The 18,666-nt window shown below is 45.3% G+C and carries 14 protein-coding genes and 1 tRNA gene; 2 read left to right on the forward strand and 13 right to left on the reverse strand.

The features are described 5' to 3' along the window. Window positions 1-2 precede the first annotated feature (2 nt). Window positions 3-986, reverse strand: coding sequence for an AraD1 family protein (gene araD1 / locus ACKWCA_RS07950; protein WP_413977642.1), 984 nt, complete (start codon window positions 984-986; stop codon window positions 3-5). A gap of 112 nt (window positions 987-1,098) precedes the next feature. Between araD1 and ACKWCA_RS07955 the strand changes: the two genes are divergently transcribed. Then, a complete protein-coding gene (locus tag ACKWCA_RS07955; RefSeq protein WP_413977643.1) occupies window positions 1,099-2,070 on the forward strand; it encodes a sugar phosphate isomerase/epimerase family protein in 972 nt (323 codons plus the stop codon). A 3-nt stretch (window positions 2,071-2,073) separates the two neighbouring features. Here ACKWCA_RS07955 and ACKWCA_RS07960 read toward each other — a convergent pair whose 3' ends face one another. From ACKWCA_RS07960 to ACKWCA_RS08010, 11 genes are all read right to left on the reverse strand, one after another. Further along, window positions 2,074-3,921: an FAD-dependent oxidoreductase gene (locus tag ACKWCA_RS07960; RefSeq protein WP_413977644.1), complete on the reverse strand. Its 1,848-nt coding sequence runs from the start codon at window positions 3,919-3,921 to the stop codon at window positions 2,074-2,076. Next, window positions 3,918-5,015, reverse strand: a complete 1,098-nt coding sequence (locus tag ACKWCA_RS07965) for a glycoside hydrolase family 10 protein (protein ID WP_413977645.1) — start codon at window positions 5,013-5,015, stop codon at window positions 3,918-3,920. Before ACKWCA_RS07965 ends, ACKWCA_RS07960 begins: the two co-directional genes overlap by 4 nt. Then, entirely contained in the window at window positions 5,012-6,172 is a 1,161-nt protein-coding gene (locus ACKWCA_RS07970) for a n-acyl-d-glucosamine 2-epimerase (protein ID WP_413977646.1), read from the reverse strand. The genes ACKWCA_RS07965 and ACKWCA_RS07970 overlap by 4 nt, the downstream gene beginning before the upstream one ends. A gap of 85 nt (window positions 6,173-6,257) precedes the next feature. After that, entirely contained in the window at window positions 6,258-7,187 is a 930-nt protein-coding gene (locus ACKWCA_RS07975) for a DUF4434 domain-containing protein (protein ID WP_413977647.1), read from the reverse strand. 48 nt (window positions 7,188-7,235) lie between these two features. Next, complete coding sequence (locus ACKWCA_RS07980) at window positions 7,236-9,062, reverse strand: sodium:solute symporter family protein (protein ID WP_413977648.1); 1,827 nt, start codon at window positions 9,060-9,062, stop codon at window positions 7,236-7,238. A 415-nt stretch (window positions 9,063-9,477) separates the two neighbouring features. Then, a tRNA-Arg gene (locus tag ACKWCA_RS07985) sits at window positions 9,478-9,549 on the reverse strand. 96 nt (window positions 9,550-9,645) lie between these two features. After that, a complete protein-coding gene (locus tag ACKWCA_RS07990; RefSeq protein ID WP_413977649.1) occupies window positions 9,646-11,049 on the reverse strand; it encodes a c-type cytochrome domain-containing protein in 1,404 nt (467 codons plus the stop codon). 6 nt (window positions 11,050-11,055) lie between these two features. Next, window positions 11,056-11,976 (reverse strand): beta-propeller domain-containing protein, encoded by a 921-nt coding sequence (locus ACKWCA_RS07995; protein WP_413977650.1) that lies wholly within the window; start codon window positions 11,974-11,976, stop codon window positions 11,056-11,058. Window positions 11,977-12,065: 89 nt separating this feature from the next. After that, on the reverse strand, window positions 12,066-13,511 hold the full coding sequence (locus ACKWCA_RS08000) for a DUF1501 domain-containing protein (protein WP_413977651.1): 1,446 nt from the start codon (window positions 13,509-13,511) through the stop codon (window positions 12,066-12,068). After that, a complete protein-coding gene (locus ACKWCA_RS08005) occupies window positions 13,511-16,441 on the reverse strand; it encodes a PSD1 and planctomycete cytochrome C domain-containing protein (protein ID WP_413977652.1) in 2,931 nt (976 codons plus the stop codon). The genes ACKWCA_RS08000 and ACKWCA_RS08005 overlap by 1 nt, the downstream gene beginning before the upstream one ends. Window positions 16,442-16,554: 113 nt before the next feature. Continuing rightward, the gene (locus tag ACKWCA_RS08010; protein WP_413977653.1) at window positions 16,555-17,265 is read right to left on the reverse strand and encodes a hypothetical protein; all 711 of its coding nucleotides are present in this window, start codon (window positions 17,263-17,265) and stop codon (window positions 16,555-16,557) included. A 137-nt stretch (window positions 17,266-17,402) separates the two neighbouring features. Here ACKWCA_RS08010 and ACKWCA_RS08015 point away from each other — a divergent pair, with 137 nt between their 5' ends. Continuing rightward, complete coding sequence (locus ACKWCA_RS08015; protein ID WP_413977654.1) at window positions 17,403-17,696, forward strand: hypothetical protein; 294 nt, start codon at window positions 17,403-17,405, stop codon at window positions 17,694-17,696. Window positions 17,697-17,708: 12 nt separating this feature from the next. Here ACKWCA_RS08015 and ACKWCA_RS08020 read toward each other — a convergent pair whose 3' ends face one another. Then, the gene (locus tag ACKWCA_RS08020; RefSeq protein WP_413977655.1) at window positions 17,709-18,650 is read right to left on the reverse strand and encodes an NAD-dependent epimerase/dehydratase family protein; all 942 of its coding nucleotides are present in this window, start codon (window positions 18,648-18,650) and stop codon (window positions 17,709-17,711) included. Window positions 18,651-18,666 lie beyond the last annotated feature (16 nt).

Consider the following 18,666-nt stretch of genomic DNA (forward strand, 5'->3'; position numbering starts at 1 on the left):
CTTTATAATCGTCGCACCTCCCAAGGTTCGCTTTTTCTTTTTTTAAGGGTGTTCCGTAAAGGCATTCCAAAGGTATCCGATTCGATTTGAAATTGGTCTCCCTCTTCAATTTTGAGGCCATCTCCAAAACTTAAGGTGGCCGTGCCAAAAAAATGACCATGAAGATCTCCGGGGGTGCGAAAGAGGTCGTATTTGAAATGATGGTATTCTAAATTCGCCAGACTGTGGATCATATGGTCGGCTCCACTCGAAAACGCCTTGCTCCAGATGGGTTGTTCCTTTCTAATGACCGACACGTTTCCTGTGACGGAAGCGGGCAATTCCCCCAAAAGCAGTTCGGGGCCGAAGGCACATTGGCGTAGTTTGGAGTGGGCCAAATAGAGGTAATTGATCCGTTCCATGATATGGTCGCTGTATTCGTTGCCAAGGGCATATCCTATGCGGTAGGGATGACCATCTGCTCCGATCAGATAAAAACCGATTATTTCAGGCTCCTCGCCACCATCCATGGCATAATCGGGCAAATCGATGTCACCATTCGGTCGAATTACCGAGGTGCCATTTCCTTTGTAAAACCATTCTGGTTGTACCCCTTTTTCGCCATGTCGGGGTTTGCCTCCCTCTAGGCCCATCTTGAATATTTTCATGGAGTCGGAAAGATCCTCCTCTTGCAATGCCTTATGCATTGCATCACGGGTGGCAGCAGACCCGGAATGGGTCAGGCCTGTACCGGTAATCCAAAAATGGGCGGGTTCAGGGTGATGAATTGGTGATAACAGTCGACCAGACTCAATGACCTCGAGGTAATCTGTACGCTTAACGGTCAAATGACTTTCGATGAGCTTTTCTAACGGAATGCCTTTGGAAATTGCAGACCGGGCCAATTCATACGTAGAGGTAAATTTGGAAATGAAACGTAATTTCTCCCCTTCGACCACGGCTACGGTGGTTGTGCCTTCTAGGGCTGTGAACTGAACCAATCTCATACCAATTGCTTATGATGCAATATAACCATTAAGTGAACATCAGGAAAACTGAGTTTGTGGTTCAAGTCTGTGTTTTCAAATTTTAGTTATTTTTAGTCTAGAAAAACGAATCATGAAAAGAAAAGAATTTATGAAGCAACTGGGATTGCTTCTTGGGGCCGGCACCGTAGGCTCGGACTTGCTTTTTGCGAATCCCTTTACGAATTTTTCCACGGGTGTCATTGACCAAATGGGTATTCAGCTATTTTCGTTACCCGCGTTACTGGAAAAGGATTTTGAAGGGAGTATGAAACTCTTGGCTGAAATGGGCTATACCGAACTCGAACTCTTTGGTCCGTTTGAATTCAGCACGGATAGCGCAAAGGCAAGCTGGAATGCGATCACACCGATGCTCGGTTTTTCGGGAAGTGGTTATTTTGGACGTTCCGCCGATGAGGTGAAGGCTGTTTTTAAGGAACACCGGATGTCCATTCCCTCCATTCATACCGATCTTGACACGATGGAAACGAATATGGAAGGTTTTGCCCGGGCAAGCGAGGTGTTGAATTTTGAATATATCACCTTGCCGGCGATACCCGATGATCGAAGAAAGACCATAGATGACTATAAAAAAATGGCCGACACCTTTAATGCCATTGGAGAAAATGCCAAAAAACACGGTTTAAAGTTGGCCTATCACAATCATGGGTATGGCTTACAGGAAGTTGAGGGGCAGGTGCCTTTTCAGGTCATGATGGATGCAACTGATCCCGAATTGGTCTTCTTAGAAATGGATGTGTTCTGGACCACTGCCGGACGCGCCGATCCGATTGCATATCTCAAGAAATATTCAGGCCGATACCACCTTATGCACTTGAAGGACATGAATCCCATTTCGTATTTCAAGGGCGATGGTTCAAATGCCCCACAATGGATGGAATTGTTTCCGAAAATGACAACGGCAGGTGACGGTGAAATCGACTTGGAAGGGATCGTGAAGGTAGCCAAGGAGCATGGAGCTAAACATTTTTTCGTAGAGCAAGACTTGGTACAACAACCCGAAATAGCATTGAAAAGAAGTTACGACTATTTGAAGCGAATTTAGGTTTTAATTCCGCATGATATCCCCGTTCCAATCGATTTCAATCGCAAAAGGATGGAGAATTCTATCGGTCAGGATGCTTATCGTTCTACGGTTCAATGGGGTGGTTTCACTGAACTCCTGTTGCACTCCCCAAGGCCCCCAGTTTGTTTTAAAATCTATAGTTGCGTGATTCGAATCGATTTTCTCTAGAACCGATTTCACAAAGGATAAGGTGAGCGCGGCACCCGAAGCAGGAGTGTTTTTTAGTTCGGGATAGAAAGGAAGCAATCCCATTTTCCATTCGTATTCCGAAACCACCCGTTCTGGATAAAACCAAGTCTGATTGGCCCATTTGTAAGGGATACCCGTCGCTTTCAAAATACCGGTAGCCCCGATGCGCTGCATAGAGGCAAAGCCCGAATCTTCTTTCTTCACATCATAGAAGGGCATTACGTAGGCCTGGCTTTCGAGTAAAGCGTTTTGCACCTGACGGATAGATACCTCGGATGGCTTTTTATTCCTTTGAATAGCAGTGGCGGCCAAGGCCCCCGCAGCTTGTCCGATTCCTAAAACTACAGGCTGCAGACGTGTAGCCCCGTTGACGATGTTGGATACGCTGATATTTTTTTCCGCAACAATGAAATTTTCGACTGTTTCGGGAACCAAACTCCCCAAAGGCACATTGTAACTCGGCACCTTGATATTGATGAATTCGATTTCCGGCGCATTGGGATTTTTATCATGGTGATGATCAATAGGATAGTCTCCCACAGCTATTCCCGTACGATAATAATTGAACTCATAGGGCCGTTCTAGAGGATCTACGGTCAAAAAGGTTTTTCCACGAATTCTTCTCGCCTCACGATCATAGGGTATCATCGGAAAATCATCTTCGGTCGGAAATTCTTGGGCTACCCTGAGGTTGCGAAAACCAAGTTCATTCTGGATATAGTACACAAAACCCTGAGTGAATGCCTTTGCCTGTTGAAGCTTTTGCCCTCTTTCCGTCGCGGTCAGCTCCGGCCAATTCAGGTAGAAGTCGTTACCACAATTGGGCCAGTTCATCATGTATTTATTATTCGGTAATTTTCCATAATTCAACATCTGTTCACAACCGGATACTCCGCCGAACATTTCGCCATCTTCCCGTTTGCAGGCACAGGCGTAGGCTTCAGGGTTATAGTTGCTCGGTTTCCTTACCAGTCCCTTTCTCCCCTTTTTCGTGCCCACGTCCTCCAATAGCAACACATAGGTCAGGTCTTGTACGATGCCGTTGGCGGTTTCAGGAGCCTCCTTTTCGCCCGTATCGGATTTCGCATCCATACCCAAACGGAAATCGGCACCGACCAAGGGCAGTAATTCCCCGATTTCAGTAGCGTCAATAAGTATGTTGGTTTTTGTGGTGAATGACTTTCCGTTTTGATTGTAAGTAATCGACCAACCCTCACCAGCTTTGACCACCTCGGTGTAGGTGGCCTTAAAGGCGATATCAAGGTTGGGAATGTCGGCCATTTCCTGGAGTATGTTATTGCCTACCGAAGGCTCGAACAGGGTGTGGCTGACCCACCCCGTGGCCAATGCTTTGGCACCTCCATAATGATCTCTAAGACGCTTCTGAAATTCTCCCCAGATGCCCGAGGGCATTTCATGGTTGCCATCAATGGCGGAAACCCCGGCCGAGGTCAACATACCACCCAGCCAGGGCGTACCTTCGATAATTTGTACCCTAGCCCCCATTCGAGCAGCTTGTATGCCTGCGGCAGTACCTCCGGCACCTCCCCCGATAATCAGAATATCGACTTCGTTTTGGCCTATTGCCATGGAAAACCACAGCAAGAAGAGCACTTTAATGATTCCTTTTTTTGACATCATTTTATTTTGGAATATAATTTACCAAAAAAGCGATCATGTTCCTGAAGTCCTTCATAAAAGAAGAATACCTCACTGGTCAATCCGCGTTTTCGGTTGGCTTTGACCATTTGTTTTAGAAAACGTTTTGAAGGGCTGTAATCGTTGACTTTTAAAAGGACACCCGGTATCAGGGCCGTTCGCTTTTCTTGTGGCATAAAGTCGAGATTTGAATCCAATGTTTGGGTGTAAGCCTTGATATCGTAGCGATATACTTGCGGGATGATCACGTCGACCCATCTATTTTTGACCCAAGTAGGCCAGTCTTGAAGGTATTCTTCCTTACTCCATGGGAAAATACTAGGGGCCATGCTCACGACGATATCGGGATTGATGCTTTTTACGGTTTTGTAGACTTTTTGGGCAAATAGATTCAGTCGCTTGGCCCGCCAATCGACCCATTCAGGATCTTTGTAATCCATAGGAGGCATAGCATCATCATGTTCCGCTTTGTACTGCGCTAGGGTAAATTTATCATAGCCGGCCGTGGAAGGATTGGCGGGCAATCGGTCATCTCCTTGTATGCCATCTACTGCATAGTTTTCGACGACTTCAGTGATCAATGCTAACAGAAAACCCTGTACTTCAGGATGAAAGGCGTTCATCCACTGGAAGCCGTTTTTTGAGACGAGCTTGCCTTCATTGTCTATAGCCCTCCACGCTGGTTTTGATTGGAGAATGTGCCCGCCATCAGACTCCTGATAACTGCTTGAAAATCCGAATTCGAACCAGGCGTGTACCTGCAGCCCGTTGGCATGTGCGATTTCGATCAATTCTTGTAATATATCCCGATCCGCAAAACGCGGGGCCACTTTTCTACCAAAGGTTTTTTCCATATGGGCACTGGGGTAGAGAGTATATCCGCGGTTCCAAACTACCACATAGATTTGGTCGATGCCATAACTTTTACAGCGCTGCACAACCTCTTCGATACCCGCTTTGGAGTCCAATGCCTTACTGGCAACATCAGTGAGCCAAATTCCTTTTTGTGATTGTCCTAGGACTAATTGACCAAGGGCGAAGAGCAGTATACCTACGGTGCGTGGAATGCGTTTCATAAGCTGTGTTCAAGGGTTTTCCAAACTTCGAGTAGCGCTCTGGGAACGTGAAAACAGCCTTTCCATTTTCCACCTTTTAAGGAAAGATGTACTTCACCTTGGCGATTGAGATAGCCAAACCATTCCCCTCCGTTTTCACGGTCCCTAAAATGGTTCCAGGTATACTCGTGCACCTTCTTGAACCATTGCGCCGCTTTAGGATTTTGATTGTAGGCATAGGTCTTGGCCAAGGCCACCAGGGTCTCTAAATGGACCCACCAGAGTTTTTGATCGTGTTCCAATTGTTGTGTAGGATGGCCTTTGATATCCATGAAATAAAAAATACCTCCATAGGTATCGTCCCACCCATGCTCCAACTGTTGGAACATGATTTTCTCCGCCTTCTCCACGAGTTGCAGGTCGTTTTTGCGAATCCCCAAATTCATGATAAACCACATGGCTTCAATAGCATGCCCTGGATTCAACAACCGTCCTTCGAAACTGTCTACGAAGGCTCCGGTATCCGATACGTTTTCAAGCACAAGCCCGGAAGCTTCATCATAAAAAGTGTTCATGACCAAATCGATAACCGAATCCGTCACTTCTGAAACCCTTTCGGAACCCAAAAGTGGTTCCAGTTCCAAAGTGAGATTGCAGAGGATCATCGGAAGTGCAAAGTTTTGCAAATTGCGTGTTCCTGGGTAGATCTTAGAGTAGCTTCCCTTGGGATGATCTTGCCGTTTCAAAATAGTCTCGAAAGTGTCTTTTGCTATGGTGGCATAGGTCTGTCGCGCGTCTATTTCCGATAGTTTTCCAAAGGCCATAGCCGCGAAACAATCGGAAAAAATATTATAGGGTTGAACCAATGGCTCGCCTTTCCTGTTTAAAGAAAAGTACCAATTTCCGTGTGGGTCACGACCGTTTTTTTCAAGAAAATCAGCGCCCGATTTGGCAATAGCCTTCCATTTTTCAGATTTTTGTACCGTTTGGTATAGCGTAGAAAATAGCCAAATTTGGCGTGCTTGCAACCAAATAAACTTATCGGTATCATAAACTTCGCCCTTGGCGTCCAAACAAGTGAAGTAGCCTCCAAACTCATGGTCTATCGCATGATCTTCCCAAAAAGGAATGACCTTATTTAGTAGTTCGTTCTTATAGATTTCAGCGTAGTGCTTCACAATGTTTTTTTAGCACCCGATAAATCGGGCAAGTTCCTTTGACGTTCCAGATCTAGTTCTCGACTCGGTTCGAACTGACGGTCGATTAACTTTTGAAATGTTCGCGATATCGGTTATACAGATGCCCCGCCTGTGCATAGGCCGATTGCGGACTCATAAAATGAGAGAATTCAAAAGTAATGGCTTTTTCGCACCCTGCCCGTTTGGCAGCTTCGAGTTTAAACAATAGCTTTTCCCATTTGATGGGTAAAAATTTAATAGGCATGTCACGATCGAACGATTCGGAATTCGTCCATGATCGCAAGCCATGCGTATCGGCCAGAGCCTTGTTTAGGTGCAAATAATCTTCTAGGTCATTATACCCCACATGACCATCTTGAAAGGCGACGATATCAACGCTGTCTTTTATACCGTCAAAGATTTCGTTCCATTCTTTTTCATGCTCTTGTAACGATATTCCCGAATCTTTGGTGATTTCACCGGTTGTTGCCATTACAGCTTTTTTCCCGTCTATCCAGGGCGAGAGCATCACAGGTAATCCGCCGCTTATGGTCTTGCATTGAGTGCCCAGTTTGGCAATGGCATCGACCGCCCCTTTTGTTTTTCTGCTGAGTTCCAAGCTCAGATACCAACCACCAAAACTTTGGTAATGTCCGTACATGCGATATACTTCTTCGATGACGTGAAGATTGATATCGATCTCATGATGCATATCGCCGGTCTCCCAATACTTGCCACTATCATAGGTGCCGAAATAAAAGGTCATGCCATATTTATCCGCCAATTGCAAATACAGTTCGACCAGATCCACTGGAGGTCTGAAGCGATTATGTTTTTCGATCAGATAGGGAGAAGGGTAGGTCAAAAATTGATGGTAACCACAACGAATAAGAATAACGGTGTCTATACCTATCTTTTTCATGTGGGCGAAATCGGCATCCCATTCTTTGGCACCCCAGTTTTGATGGGGAATATCATGACTGATTTCGTCTATGAAGGTGCCTGTTATTTTCATATGTTCTTATTTCGTTTCCGCCCTTTTCGCTTTCCGTAAAAAGAACCGTTATTCTCTTTCCAAAGTATCCCACCAGTATTTCTTCAATAGTACGCTGGTCAGTATCAAGACGCCACTCCAAATGACCATTTCCGTATTTTGACGGAGCATAAAATACATCGGGATGACCACCTGTGCCATTTGCCAGATGATTCCAACGATGATATTGAACGCATCCCGTTTGAAATCCAGATTGGGTACAAATTTTGGGTCTTCGGCCATTACTTCCCGTTGTATCGGGCCCCAAAAACCCCACGGTTTGGTTTGTTTATAAAACTGTTTGATCTGTTCTCTGTTGGGTAGCGGTTCTATATAAGTTCCGATGATACATCCCATAAAGGCAAAGGCAAAAATCAACGGGAAGACAAAGATGTCCACGTATTCCGCGAAGAACATGAACTTTATGGTTGAAGCGATCAATCCGAATAACATCCCCCAGAAATAACCATTGCCGGAAAAGCGCCACCAGATCCATTTCAAGACATTGGCGGCTACATACCCTCCATAAAGAGACGAGCTCAACCATAGAATCAAGGAATTCAGGGAGCCGGCATTAAAACCGAAAACGATCCCCACCATCACCAGGACCAGGGACGAAATAATACTTAGGCGAACCAATTTTTTGTCCGGAGCCCCGGGGTTGATGTATTTTTTATAAATATCATTGACAATATAGGCCGGTGCGGAATTTACAAAGGCCGCAAAGGTACCCATAAAGGCCGCTAAAAAACCGGCAAGCATTAAGCCCTTCAGACCCACCGGAAGAAATTTGTTGATGGCCATAGGCAGTACTTGTTCAAAATCTAGGGTTGTGCCCATAGCGGTTAATTCGGGGCCTAGATAGACCAGAGCCAATACCGCAAAGCCAATGATCATGAAATATCTGGGAATATATAGGACACAAATGGTCAGAAAGCTCATTTTCGCCGCTTCTGCGGGTGTTTTGGTGGCCAATATCCGTTGCATATCATAGCTGGGAACAGGCCCTGCAATCGAGGCGAAAATACCTTTAAGCACCATGAGGATAAACAAGATTCCGAAGAGGTCGAATCCGTCGGAGGCAATTTTATGGTTTACCTGCGGAAAGGCCGAGTTGCTCCAATCCAGATCAAGGTTCCATCCGAACCATAGTTTGTCCCAAGTGTCCGGTACTACTGTAGCGATTTGTTCCGCCGTGACCATATTGTAGGCCACAATACCGACACCGATACAGGCAATGGTCATGATAATGAACTGCATCACTTCGGTGGCTACCACACTATGCATTCCGCCCTTGACGGTGTACAACGAGGTCAATCCGCATATGATGAGCGCATAGCTTCTGGCTGACGAAACTTGATAGCCCAAGAACTCAAAACCCATATCCCACGGAAGGATCGAGGTGCAGTATTTACCGATGCCCTCAAAGAAATAGGCAATGAACCCCAGTACGCTGATGACCGCGAAAATGACGATGATGATATGGGAAAGTTTGGCTCCCTTTCCATCCCCGAAACGAAAGGTGATCCATTCCGCTCCGGTCATCACATTCGAACGGCGCATCCAAATGGCGAGATAGACGAAAACGAAGACTTGGTTCCAGACGGGCCAAAGCCAGGGGAGCCATGCGCTCTTCAATCCGTAAACAAAGAGGATGCCCACGCTCCACATGGTACCTGAAATATCGAACATACCAGAAGCATTGCTTAAACCTAGGTAGTACCAAGGCAGTTCATTTCCCCCTAAAAAATAGGACTCCAGATTTTTGGATGATTTTTTGGAGAGGTAAAAACCGAGGGCCAGAACGCCTACGACATAGGCGATTACAATTCCGATATCCCAAGGGGAGAGGGTCATTTCGTACGGTGGTTAAACTTACAATCTCCTAAGATAGTCAATGTTGGCAATTATTTGGTAAAGAGGCCTAGAATCGATTGCTCCTGCTTTTTTGCCCTAAAAAGAGTAGGCTACGACCCGATGAAATGCAATGGAAAGCCAATTATTCCTACGATACTTAATACCAAGATAGTCGAAGATGTGCTTCAGTCGAACGATGCAGCTTTTAGCCAATTATGATTTAAAAGAGTATTTGAAGAATTAAATATCAGGCGGAAAGCTCCCTGGGGAAATGCTAAATCCGATGCGGACGCAATACCAAATTGTGAACCTGATTAATCGGTTTCAACCAAGATGATTCGAAACGTAAAACCATTGATTTTGGCCTGCCTAAAAACCCTATTATTGGTGAGTGCTCATCCCTGCGCACTATTTGTGGCCTCACCAGGACTCGAACCTGGATCTAAAGTTTAGGAAACTTCTATTCTATCCCTTGAACTATGAGGCCATTAAATATGGATGGCAAAAATAAAACTTTTAATGATACCAAACTTCAATTAGTACTGTAGGATTCATAGCGCAAGTCAGGACATCACTGCGATGGTTATTGCCTATTGTTGATTAGCTTGATATTTTTGTTTTCCGATAGTATTCGATGGGCCAAAGAGTCAGTAACTTTCGTTTTCCATAGATAAATTCTTTGAAGACGGGTCAGTTTTGGCAGCAATTCCAACACCCCTACAGATACCTCCGTATGGTAGAGATTGAGGGATTCTAAATGCGTTAACTGGGCCAAATGCTGCAGGCCTTTGTCGGTAATGGGATTCCCACTGAGATTTAACTTCATCAAGTTATCCAGTCGTGCTATTTTTTTGAGGGATGCATCGGTTAGTTGGGCATTGCTCAAGTCGAGCCAAATCAATTGTTCTTTGAGGTCGGTCAAGAGGTCAAGACTGCTCAGTGCGATCGGTTTTTCGCTCAAACTAAAATTGGCTTCTAACAAATAGTTGTCTTTCATCAGTCGATTTATGATGAAACCATCATCGATAAGGGAATCAATGGTCGTCTGGTTGGCGGGTGGGACCTCCCTACTCAAAACCGTGTTCTTATCAAGTCCCAAATAGTTCGTGATGGTCTGGATAGTCTTTTTTTCGGAATCCAAATCGGTGACAAATCCGTTCGGCGGCGCTCCAGAACTGATCCACCATTCGATAATAGCAACCTCTTGCTGTGTCAAAGGCCTTTTTCCCTCTGAAGGCATAAAGTCATCATGTACTTCGGGCAACGTAATTCTCCTGAAAAGTTCACTGGCTTGAACGTCTCCGGGTATAAGTACTTCGCCGTGGTCCCCGCCTTTCATCATGCTAGCATAGGATGTCAGTAGTAAATCCCCTTTCTTTTTTCCAGTGTTGTGACAGCTAGTGCATTTCTGTTCCATCATCGGTGCAATCAAATCTAGATAGACATCCGCTGAATCCAAGACCGTTACTTTGGGCCGTGGTTCTTTTTTCGGGGGAAGTCCGGCAACCGTGCGAACCGTATTCGGTGCATATTCCCATAAGTAAGTAGATCCGTGTGTGAGATTCCCTCCCAAATGTCCTGTATAGACCATTGTGGCCAGTGCTAAAGCAACGAAAACCCACTGCATTGGCCTATGGTTGTCTTTTTGCTTTTTAAAAACAAGATAGCAGAGGAGGCAGGAGACCAAAACGGCCACACCGCTCCATTTATGCCAAAATAAGGTATCCGTATCATAGTCTCCCGAAAGTGATAATAGATACCCCAATAGAATGGCCAAAGCGGCACTTGCAGCCCCTAGTCCCCATAAATAAATGAGGAATGGCCTTAGAGAATAGAATTTGGGTTGACCGGTAGCCCATTGCGCTATAGCGGCCAAAGCCAAAAACCCAATGGGGAGATGTACTACCAAAGGATGAAAACGGCCCAAGAAGATGATGAAATCAGAAGGGTCTTCAAGTAGATTACTGAGTAAAAAGGTCAACTCCATTCCAATTTATTTCAGGGGGGTGTCTTTTAAGGGTATTCCGTTAGTGGTTAGCATTTGAAAATGATGCACGTTGTGCCCAGAGTAGCTCCAGACTATCTTTTTAGCACGATCGACCTCAAATAATTTGATGCCTTCTTTCGCTCCATAACTGGCGATAACCGTGTTTCCATTTGGCAATCGTTGGGCCCCACAAGGATCTGCCAAAGGATTGCCGTTAAAATCGGAATTCACTACCGACCAAACGATTGCGCCATCTGAATCAAATTCAACAACTCGATTTCCATTGGTAAGGGTAACCAGGGTATTTCCATTTTGCAAACGAATGGCCGTAAAAGGCCAGGTCTTCGCTTTTCTTCCGCCAAAATCTTCAAAATCAGTACTTAAAACACTTAAAATGGCACCATTGGAATTATATTCCTTGACGGCGAACGCCAATAAATGGGGAACCAAATAATTTCCATTTTCCAATTTTCTGGCCATTCGAGTTTGCATGTGTACATTATCGGTTTCTGGTTCTAAGGGAACACTTTTAACAACTTCTCCATTGGAATCGACTTCTATTATCCTTGGGCTTTTCCCAGATTCGGTAATCATGGTATTTCCATTTTGAAGGCGAACGGCAGTTCCCAATTCCATGGATTCTTCTGCTCGTGAGTACCGAAAAATGACTTCTTTATTGGTATTGTATTCGGCTACGACATCAGCCCAACAGATTAAGATATTTCCATTTTTCAGAACATACCCGTCACGTGCTCCGGGTTTTCCTGAATCCCAGATTTCTTCACCTGATTCTCCTATAATTCCTGTAAACTGAGGGCCTGCAACAAAAAAGGAATGCCTGATTTCTACTACCTCCTGTCCGAAAAAGGCAATCGGAAGAAGTATTATAAGATAAATGGTCCTAGTCAACTTCGTAGTTATGGTCATTTAGTTTATTTGCTCTTTTCATAATACGCAGCCTTTAAGCGGAGAGAAACAACGAATACATTACTTCGTGTTTCCAACGTTATGCTTTTTCAAGCTAAAATATCCTTTACCACATGTCCGTGCACATCGGTTAATCGAATATCACGCCCTCCAAACCGAAAGGTCAATAATTCATGGTTAATTCCTAGTAAATGCAGTATGGTAGCATGTAGATCGTGTATGGTGACTTCATTTTCGATAACGCGATACCCATACTCATCGGTACGTCCGAAGATCGTTCCTCCTTTAATTCCTGCTCCGGCCATCCACATACTGCAGGCCGAAGGATTGTGGTCTCGTCCGTCGGTGCCCTGGGCAAAGGGCGTTCTGCCGAATTCACCGGTCCATACGACCAAGGTCTCTTCCAACATGCCCCGCGATTTTAAGTCTTTCAACAAGCCGGCAATAGGTTGATCTACGGCATGTGCATTGGCTTCATGGCCTTTTTTGAGATTGCTGTGTTGGTCCCAACGATCAGCGCCTACATTTGGGCAGGTCAATTCAATAAAGCGCACGCCCCGCTCAACGAGTCGTCGGGCTAAAAGGCATTGCGCGGCATAACCGCGGGTATGCGGGTCATCGGAATCAAATCCGTATAACTTTTTAGTGGCTTTGGTTTCATCCGAAAACTCGGTTAATTCCGGAATGGAAGACTGCATCTTATAGGCCAATTCGTAGTTTGAAATGGCCGATTCTACGGCATCGACTTCGCCCATTTTACCCATTAAACTATGGTCCATTTGTTCGATGAACCGTAATTTTTCTTCTTGTAGGTTTGGTACGCCTTCTTTTGGGGCAATATTAGCTACCGGTTCGGCTCCGGCTTTTAAAATCGAGGCCTGATAGGATGCGGGCAAGAAGCCGTTTTTGAAATTATCGAGTCCGCCGGGGGGAATCAAACCACCATCCAAAACCACATAACCCGGAATATTTTTATTTTCACTTCCCAGGCCATAGGTCATCCATGAACCCATACTAGGTCGACCTTGAATGCCGCTTCCGGTATGTAGAAAATAATTAGCGTTGGTATGTTCCGGAAATTTTGAAGTCAAGGAGCGTATTAGGGCAATATCATCCACACAACTTGCAATATGGGGAAACAGATCGCTCACGGGTATCCCAGATTCCCCGTATTTTTTAAAATCCCAAGGACTCTTCAAAATCTTGCCCACATTGTCGAATTGTGTGGCGTCTACCTTGAATTTTTTTCGCGGATCCTCGCCATTTTCTCGAGCTAGTCTTGGTTTTGGGTCAAAAGAATCTACCTGTGAAACCCCACCATCCATGTAGAGGAAAATCACATTTTTGGCTTTGGGCAAATAATGCGGACCTAGATACAAATCGGGTTTTGAAGCGATTGGTTTTTTGCGGTCACAGCCTATGGGTAAGGCTCCAAAAAGACTCGTAAAAGCCAATGCGCCAAATCCCCCTTTGCATATGCCCAGCATTTCACGTCTTGAAAGCGGCCTTTTCATAAAGTTGTGGTACTTGCTCATCAGACGAGGTATATAAATTCCTTTAAGTTAAAGATACTGTGACAATAATGCTTCCAAAGTTCAAGTTCTTTGTGTTCCGAATACTCCTTATGTGCTTCTAATTTCTTGAGCATAGCTATGAATTCCTTGGCTTTTTGCACTTCATTAGGCGACGGTTTTCGTGCCAAGGAATGCAAGTATATCCAGGTCACTCGTTCCTCGAAGGTGAGGTTTTCTTGAGTCAATAGTCGTTGTGCCATGCGTTCGGCTTGTTGTGCGACAAAGGGGTCGTTCATAATGATCAGCGATTGGGAGGGAACGTTGGTCACATCGCGTTTGCCGAACGTACTAAAAGGAATGGGACGGTCAAAAGTGGTCATCATGGGTTCTAGGAAATTACGTCTCACTTCTAGGTAAATACTTCTTCTGCCATCGCCATCAAGGGGCCCGGAATTTTGAGGTCGCCCTCGCCCTTGCATAAAATCTGTCAAGTAGGTAGCCACCGGCCGGCCATAAAGACTGTCGTTCAAACTTTGGGAAGCTACTAGAATTCCATCGCGAATGGCTTCGGATTCCAATCTCCGTACCGGAAACGAAGCTAGGTATACATTGGTCGGATCTGCCTCAGGAAGAGCGTCGGTGTGCAAGGTGCTTCTTTTGAAGGCATTGCTCAAGACTATCGATCGGATTATTTTCTTGACCGACCAACCCTCATTCTGAAATGTTAGGGCGAGATAATCCAGAAGTTCAGGGTGGGAAGGAAGCTTTCCTTGCAGTCCAAAATTATCTACGGTTTCTACAATTCCCCTACCGAATAAATGGTGCCAAATACGATTCACCATTACCCGTGCTGTCAACGGATTGTCTTTGTGCAATATCGCATTGGCCAATTCCATTCTACCACTACCTTCCGATGTAAAGGGGACTTTTCCTTGAGGTAGCGCGGACAAAAAACCTCTCGGAATATGTTCTTCGGAAGGCTCTTGGTGATTGCCGCGATTAAAGATAGGGCTGTCAATGCCGAACCCGTCCGTGATTCCGTAAATAAAGAATGTGCTGGTCAAGTTTTTACCGAGCTGTCTTTCTTTTTTGATTGGAACCTTTAATTCAGGGAATCGGGAGGCAAGCTTTCCTTTTTTCAACCGTGCATTGAGCCGATCGATAGTACTGTGGAATTCAGATGAACCTTGCAGGGCTTGAGGTATTTTGGAATCATATGAAATCGCATACTGCGCTTCTACATAGGCGTCATCGGGAAGTTGGTATTTGTGGCCTTGATAGCCCCCGGGAAGTATTTCTAGGTACGCTTTATGACCCTTCCACGGTGTTACGTCGACTGTATAGGTTTGCCACTTTTCGTGATCTACACGCATCTCCAATTCGCCGTAAATAGGGTCTTGGATCAACTGGAAATTATCAATGACCAGACGTATGGTGCTTTTAGCTCCTCGAGCCCGTACACTGATAAAATCCTTTTCCAGAATAAAATCCCGGGATTGTAAGGTGCCAAAGATTCCAGTTCCAAAAAGCCTGCTCGAAGCATGGCCGTCTTTCAGTTTTAGGAGTGTTCCCGTAACCGGATCGACAATGGGATTTCCGAAGGTCGTGCGGTTGCCAAATGCCACGCCGTTACTTTTCCATCCACTTAGATCGACGCCCCTGAAATCCCCGATGACCTGATACGTGGTGTCTGGTAGCACTTCCTTAGCCTTGGAATTGAATTTATCTTCGGCAACGGTCGGCTCATTCCATGCGTCGGAAATCGTTTTGCGCATATAGGCCTGTACCTCCTCGATTTCCTTGGCAGTCTGTTCTTTCGTCTCCGACCAGTGCGCATCAAGCGGCGTAAATCGTGTACTTTCCATCACCCCGTATAGCGAATAATAGTCGGCAGTGGGAATGGGATCGAATTTATGGTCATGACATTTGGCACACGATACGGTTAGCCCTTGAAAGGTTTTAGAGGTCACATCTATGATGTTATCGATGCGATCGGCCTCATCTTTCTTGATGTCGACCGGACTATGAGTGCCTTCTGCCATGGCGAAGAAAGCGGTGGCCAGGGGTGATTGCCCAATTCCGGATTCGGGATGGTAACGCTTAGTTTCCAACAAATCACCAGCGAGGTGTTCCCGCACCATTTGGTCATAGGGAATATCATCATTGAAGGCCCGGATAAGGTAGTCGCGATATTGCCAAGCACCTACGATGGAGTAATCAAATTCGTGGCCCTTGGTTTCCGCATAGCGAACCAGATCCATCCAATGTCTCGCCCAGCGTTCACCATAGGCCTTGGAGTTCAAATACTGATCGACCATTTTTTCATAAGCGTTCGACGCGTTGTCTTCCTCATAGTTTTGTATCGCTTCGGGAGAAGGGGGTAGGCCGGTTAGCAAATAGGATACCCTTCGAATAAGTGAGTTTTTATTGGCTTCTGGGGATTTCACCAATTGTTTTTGGTTCAATTTCACGTCGATTAGCGAATCAATGACGGTAGTGCTCTTGTCGGATAGCTGGGCACTAGGTGTAATAAAGGCCCAATGTTCTTTCCATTCAGCTCCTTGATCGATCCATTTTTCCAGTAGCGCCTTTTCCCGTTCGGTCAGTTTGTAATTGGATTCTGGAGGGGGCATTAGTAGGTCTTCCTCCTTGTGGTTTATGCGATAGATCAATTGGCTTTTTGAAGGTTTTCCCGGCACAATGGCATGTCCTCCTTCTTTCAGCGCAGAAGTAGCTCCGTTATAGGTGTCCAATCGCAAATCGGCCTTGCGACCACTGGGATCGGGTCCATGGCATAAATAGCAATTTTGTACCAATATGGGGCGTATGTGAAAATTAAAATCGACCGTTTCGGGTAAGGGTTCCGCAAAATCGTGACGGTCACCACAAGAGGACAGGAATACAATAAGACATCCTAGTGCAATACAACTATTTTTTCTGCGACCGAACACGATGTGAGAGGGTTAGGGATGTCTCTCAAATATAAGGATTTATCTCCTCCCTTTCCATGTGATTTGTAAACTTCAGCCGTGTTCATGAACCGGTCAAGCCATTTTTGGGATACTTATTTTCGCTTTCCCCAAATCTCGTACATGGGTTCACCCTTACTGTTCTTTCCAGTATGGTGCCAATCGCCCCCTTTGAGTTCGTAATCGAACTTTAATTCTGCGCCGACCCGAGAGTTGTCACGTGAGAAGAATTCGATTTTTTCAACGTATACCCCGTTCTCTGACGAATAACTGCCTCCACCGGTACCCTTAAATTGCATTCCTTCAGTGTCATAGGCAATCCATTGAAATCGCCCGCCTTGAAGGTATTTGAGTGTTTTTCGCGTATTGGCCTCTCCTCTTCGATCTTGACCTTGATCCGGGCCCCGTGTAGCGAAGAGCCATTGCCCGTCCAAGTCTTGTGCTTTGGATTGCATGGGGCTAAAAACCAATCTTGGGGTCGTGCCGAGAACCAACCGACCTTTCTCTAGGGCAAAAGGGATTTCCAGGGAAGAAACCGAATCGGCTTCATAGTTGGAGTTGAATTCTAGCTGCACCTTCAATTCTGAACCATCAATGGTGTAAAAACCGCCTTCCGTTTTTACAAATCGTGCGGGATCAGTATCGTAGATGGTATGGATCATATAGTCTTCGGTCATTTTCAGCTCATGTCGAACGTCATCGAGTTCGGCAATATAAACGCCCGGTTCGATCTGCGCCGATACCTTGAAACCAATGGTCAAAAATAAGACTGAAACTACATATCGGAAGGAGTGTAACGTTTTCATAATCAGGTGTGTTCGGAGTTCATTCCAGTAAATATAAAGAATTGATGAATGCCGTTCATATGATTTTAGCCTCCGTATTGAAAAATACCATAAATTTAATTGACAAATGAGTGCCTTTACTTGATTGATGAAGTGTTATGAAAAGTCTGAGAAGAGTTATCGTAGATTTCAAAAAACTGACTCCCGAAGTTCTAAAGCTTTTGGTGGATACCTATCCTGACGGTTATGACGACCGGAATATCATTTCGTTTAAAAATGCAAAGGGTGAGCGGGTAGAAGCGGTTGAGGTGTTGGGCGGAGATACAAAGTACTTGGTCAAGATCTCGGCAAAACTCGAATATACCATGGAGCATTATGATGCCGAGGATTATGATGATTTCGATGATGATGATCCCGAAGCCGTACCTGAACCCGATCTAACCGAGGATTAGGAAGACATGTGATCAGCGCTTGAGCTGCGTCAACATTTCAACGGTCGTTTTTTCGAGATCAAAGTCCGCTTTCCATCCCCAATCCGCTTGCGCTTTTTCATCGTTGATACTTGAAGGCCATGAATCGGCTATTGCCTGACGAAAATCGGGTTCGTAGTCGATCGTAAAATCAGGGATGTGTTTTTGAATACGCTCTGCTATCTCTTCGGGCGTAAAACTCATCGCCGAAAGATTGTAGGCCGAACGCACTTTGATGTCTTCCGGATCGCTTTCCATCAATTCCAAAGTCGCACGTATGGCATCGTCCATGAACATCATGGGCAAGCTGGTATCTTTATTTAGGAAACAGGTGTAGGTTCCTTCTACTAGAGCTTTGTGGTAAATCTCAACGGCATAATCGGTAGTGCCTCCACCGGGCATGGTTTTCCAGCTGATCAACCCCGGATATCGAATGCTACGCACATCGACATCGAACTTGTTATGGTAATATTCACACCAGCGTTCACCGGATTGTTTACTGATACCATAGACCGTACTCGGTTCCATAATGGTATTTTGTGGGGTGTCGTTTTTTGGGGTATTCGGGCCGAAAACAGCAATACTTGAGGGCCAGAAAATTTTCGATACCTTCTTTTCCCGAGCTAGGTTCAGCACATTAAAAAGAGAATTCATGTTGAGGTTCCATGCACGCATCGGAAATCTCTCTGCTGTGGCGCTCAACATGGCGGCCATCAGATATACTTCTTCGATTTCATAATAGGCAACTACCTCTTCCAGAGCATCATAGTCGGTCGCGTCAAGTAGTTCGAAGGGCCCTGAATCCATTAAAGGCTGGTCACCTTCTCGAATATCACTGGCGACCACTATTTCACTTCCGTGTTTTTCTCTTAAGGAGTAAGTTAGTTCTGTTCCTATTTGACCACAAGCACCGATGATCAGAATGTTTTTCTGCATTAAATTGGAGTTAAAT

This window comes from Maribacter corallii (assembly GCF_047345415.1).
Classification (GTDB): domain Bacteria; phylum Bacteroidota; class Bacteroidia; order Flavobacteriales; family Flavobacteriaceae; genus Maribacter_C.

Excerpts from the sequence above, each read along its gene's own strand:
- araD1 (WP_413977642.1), bottom strand. The coding sequence starts at position 986 with ATGAGATTGGTTCAGTTCACAGCCCTAGAAGGCACAACCACCGTAGCC.
- ACKWCA_RS07955 (WP_413977643.1), top strand. The coding sequence starts at position 1,099 with ATGAAAAGAAAAGAATTTATGAAGCAACTGGGATTGCTTCTTGGGGCC.
- ACKWCA_RS07960 (WP_413977644.1), bottom strand. The coding sequence starts at position 3,921 with ATGATGTCAAAAAAAGGAATCATTAAAGTGCTCTTCTTGCTGTGGTTT.
- ACKWCA_RS07965 (WP_413977645.1), bottom strand. The coding sequence starts at position 5,015 with ATGAAACGCATTCCACGCACCGTAGGTATACTGCTCTTCGCCCTTGGT.
- ACKWCA_RS07975 (WP_413977647.1), bottom strand. The coding sequence starts at position 7,187 with ATGAAAATAACAGGCACCTTCATAGACGAAATCAGTCATGATATTCCC.
- ACKWCA_RS07980 (WP_413977648.1), bottom strand. The coding sequence starts at position 9,062 with ATGACCCTCTCCCCTTGGGATATCGGAATTGTAATCGCCTATGTCGTA.
- ACKWCA_RS07990 (WP_413977649.1), bottom strand. The coding sequence starts at position 11,049 with ATGGAGTTGACCTTTTTACTCAGTAATCTACTTGAAGACCCTTCTGAT.
- ACKWCA_RS07995 (WP_413977650.1), bottom strand. The coding sequence starts at position 11,976 with ATGACCATAACTACGAAGTTGACTAGGACCATTTATCTTATAATACTT.
- ACKWCA_RS08000 (WP_413977651.1), bottom strand. The coding sequence starts at position 13,511 with ATGAGCAAGTACCACAACTTTATGAAAAGGCCGCTTTCAAGACGTGAA.
- ACKWCA_RS08010 (WP_413977653.1), bottom strand. The coding sequence starts at position 17,265 with ATGAAAACGTTACACTCCTTCCGATATGTAGTTTCAGTCTTATTTTTG.
- ACKWCA_RS08015 (WP_413977654.1), top strand. The coding sequence starts at position 17,403 with ATGAAAAGTCTGAGAAGAGTTATCGTAGATTTCAAAAAACTGACTCCC.
- ACKWCA_RS08020 (WP_413977655.1), bottom strand. The coding sequence starts at position 18,650 with ATGCAGAAAAACATTCTGATCATCGGTGCTTGTGGTCAAATAGGAACA.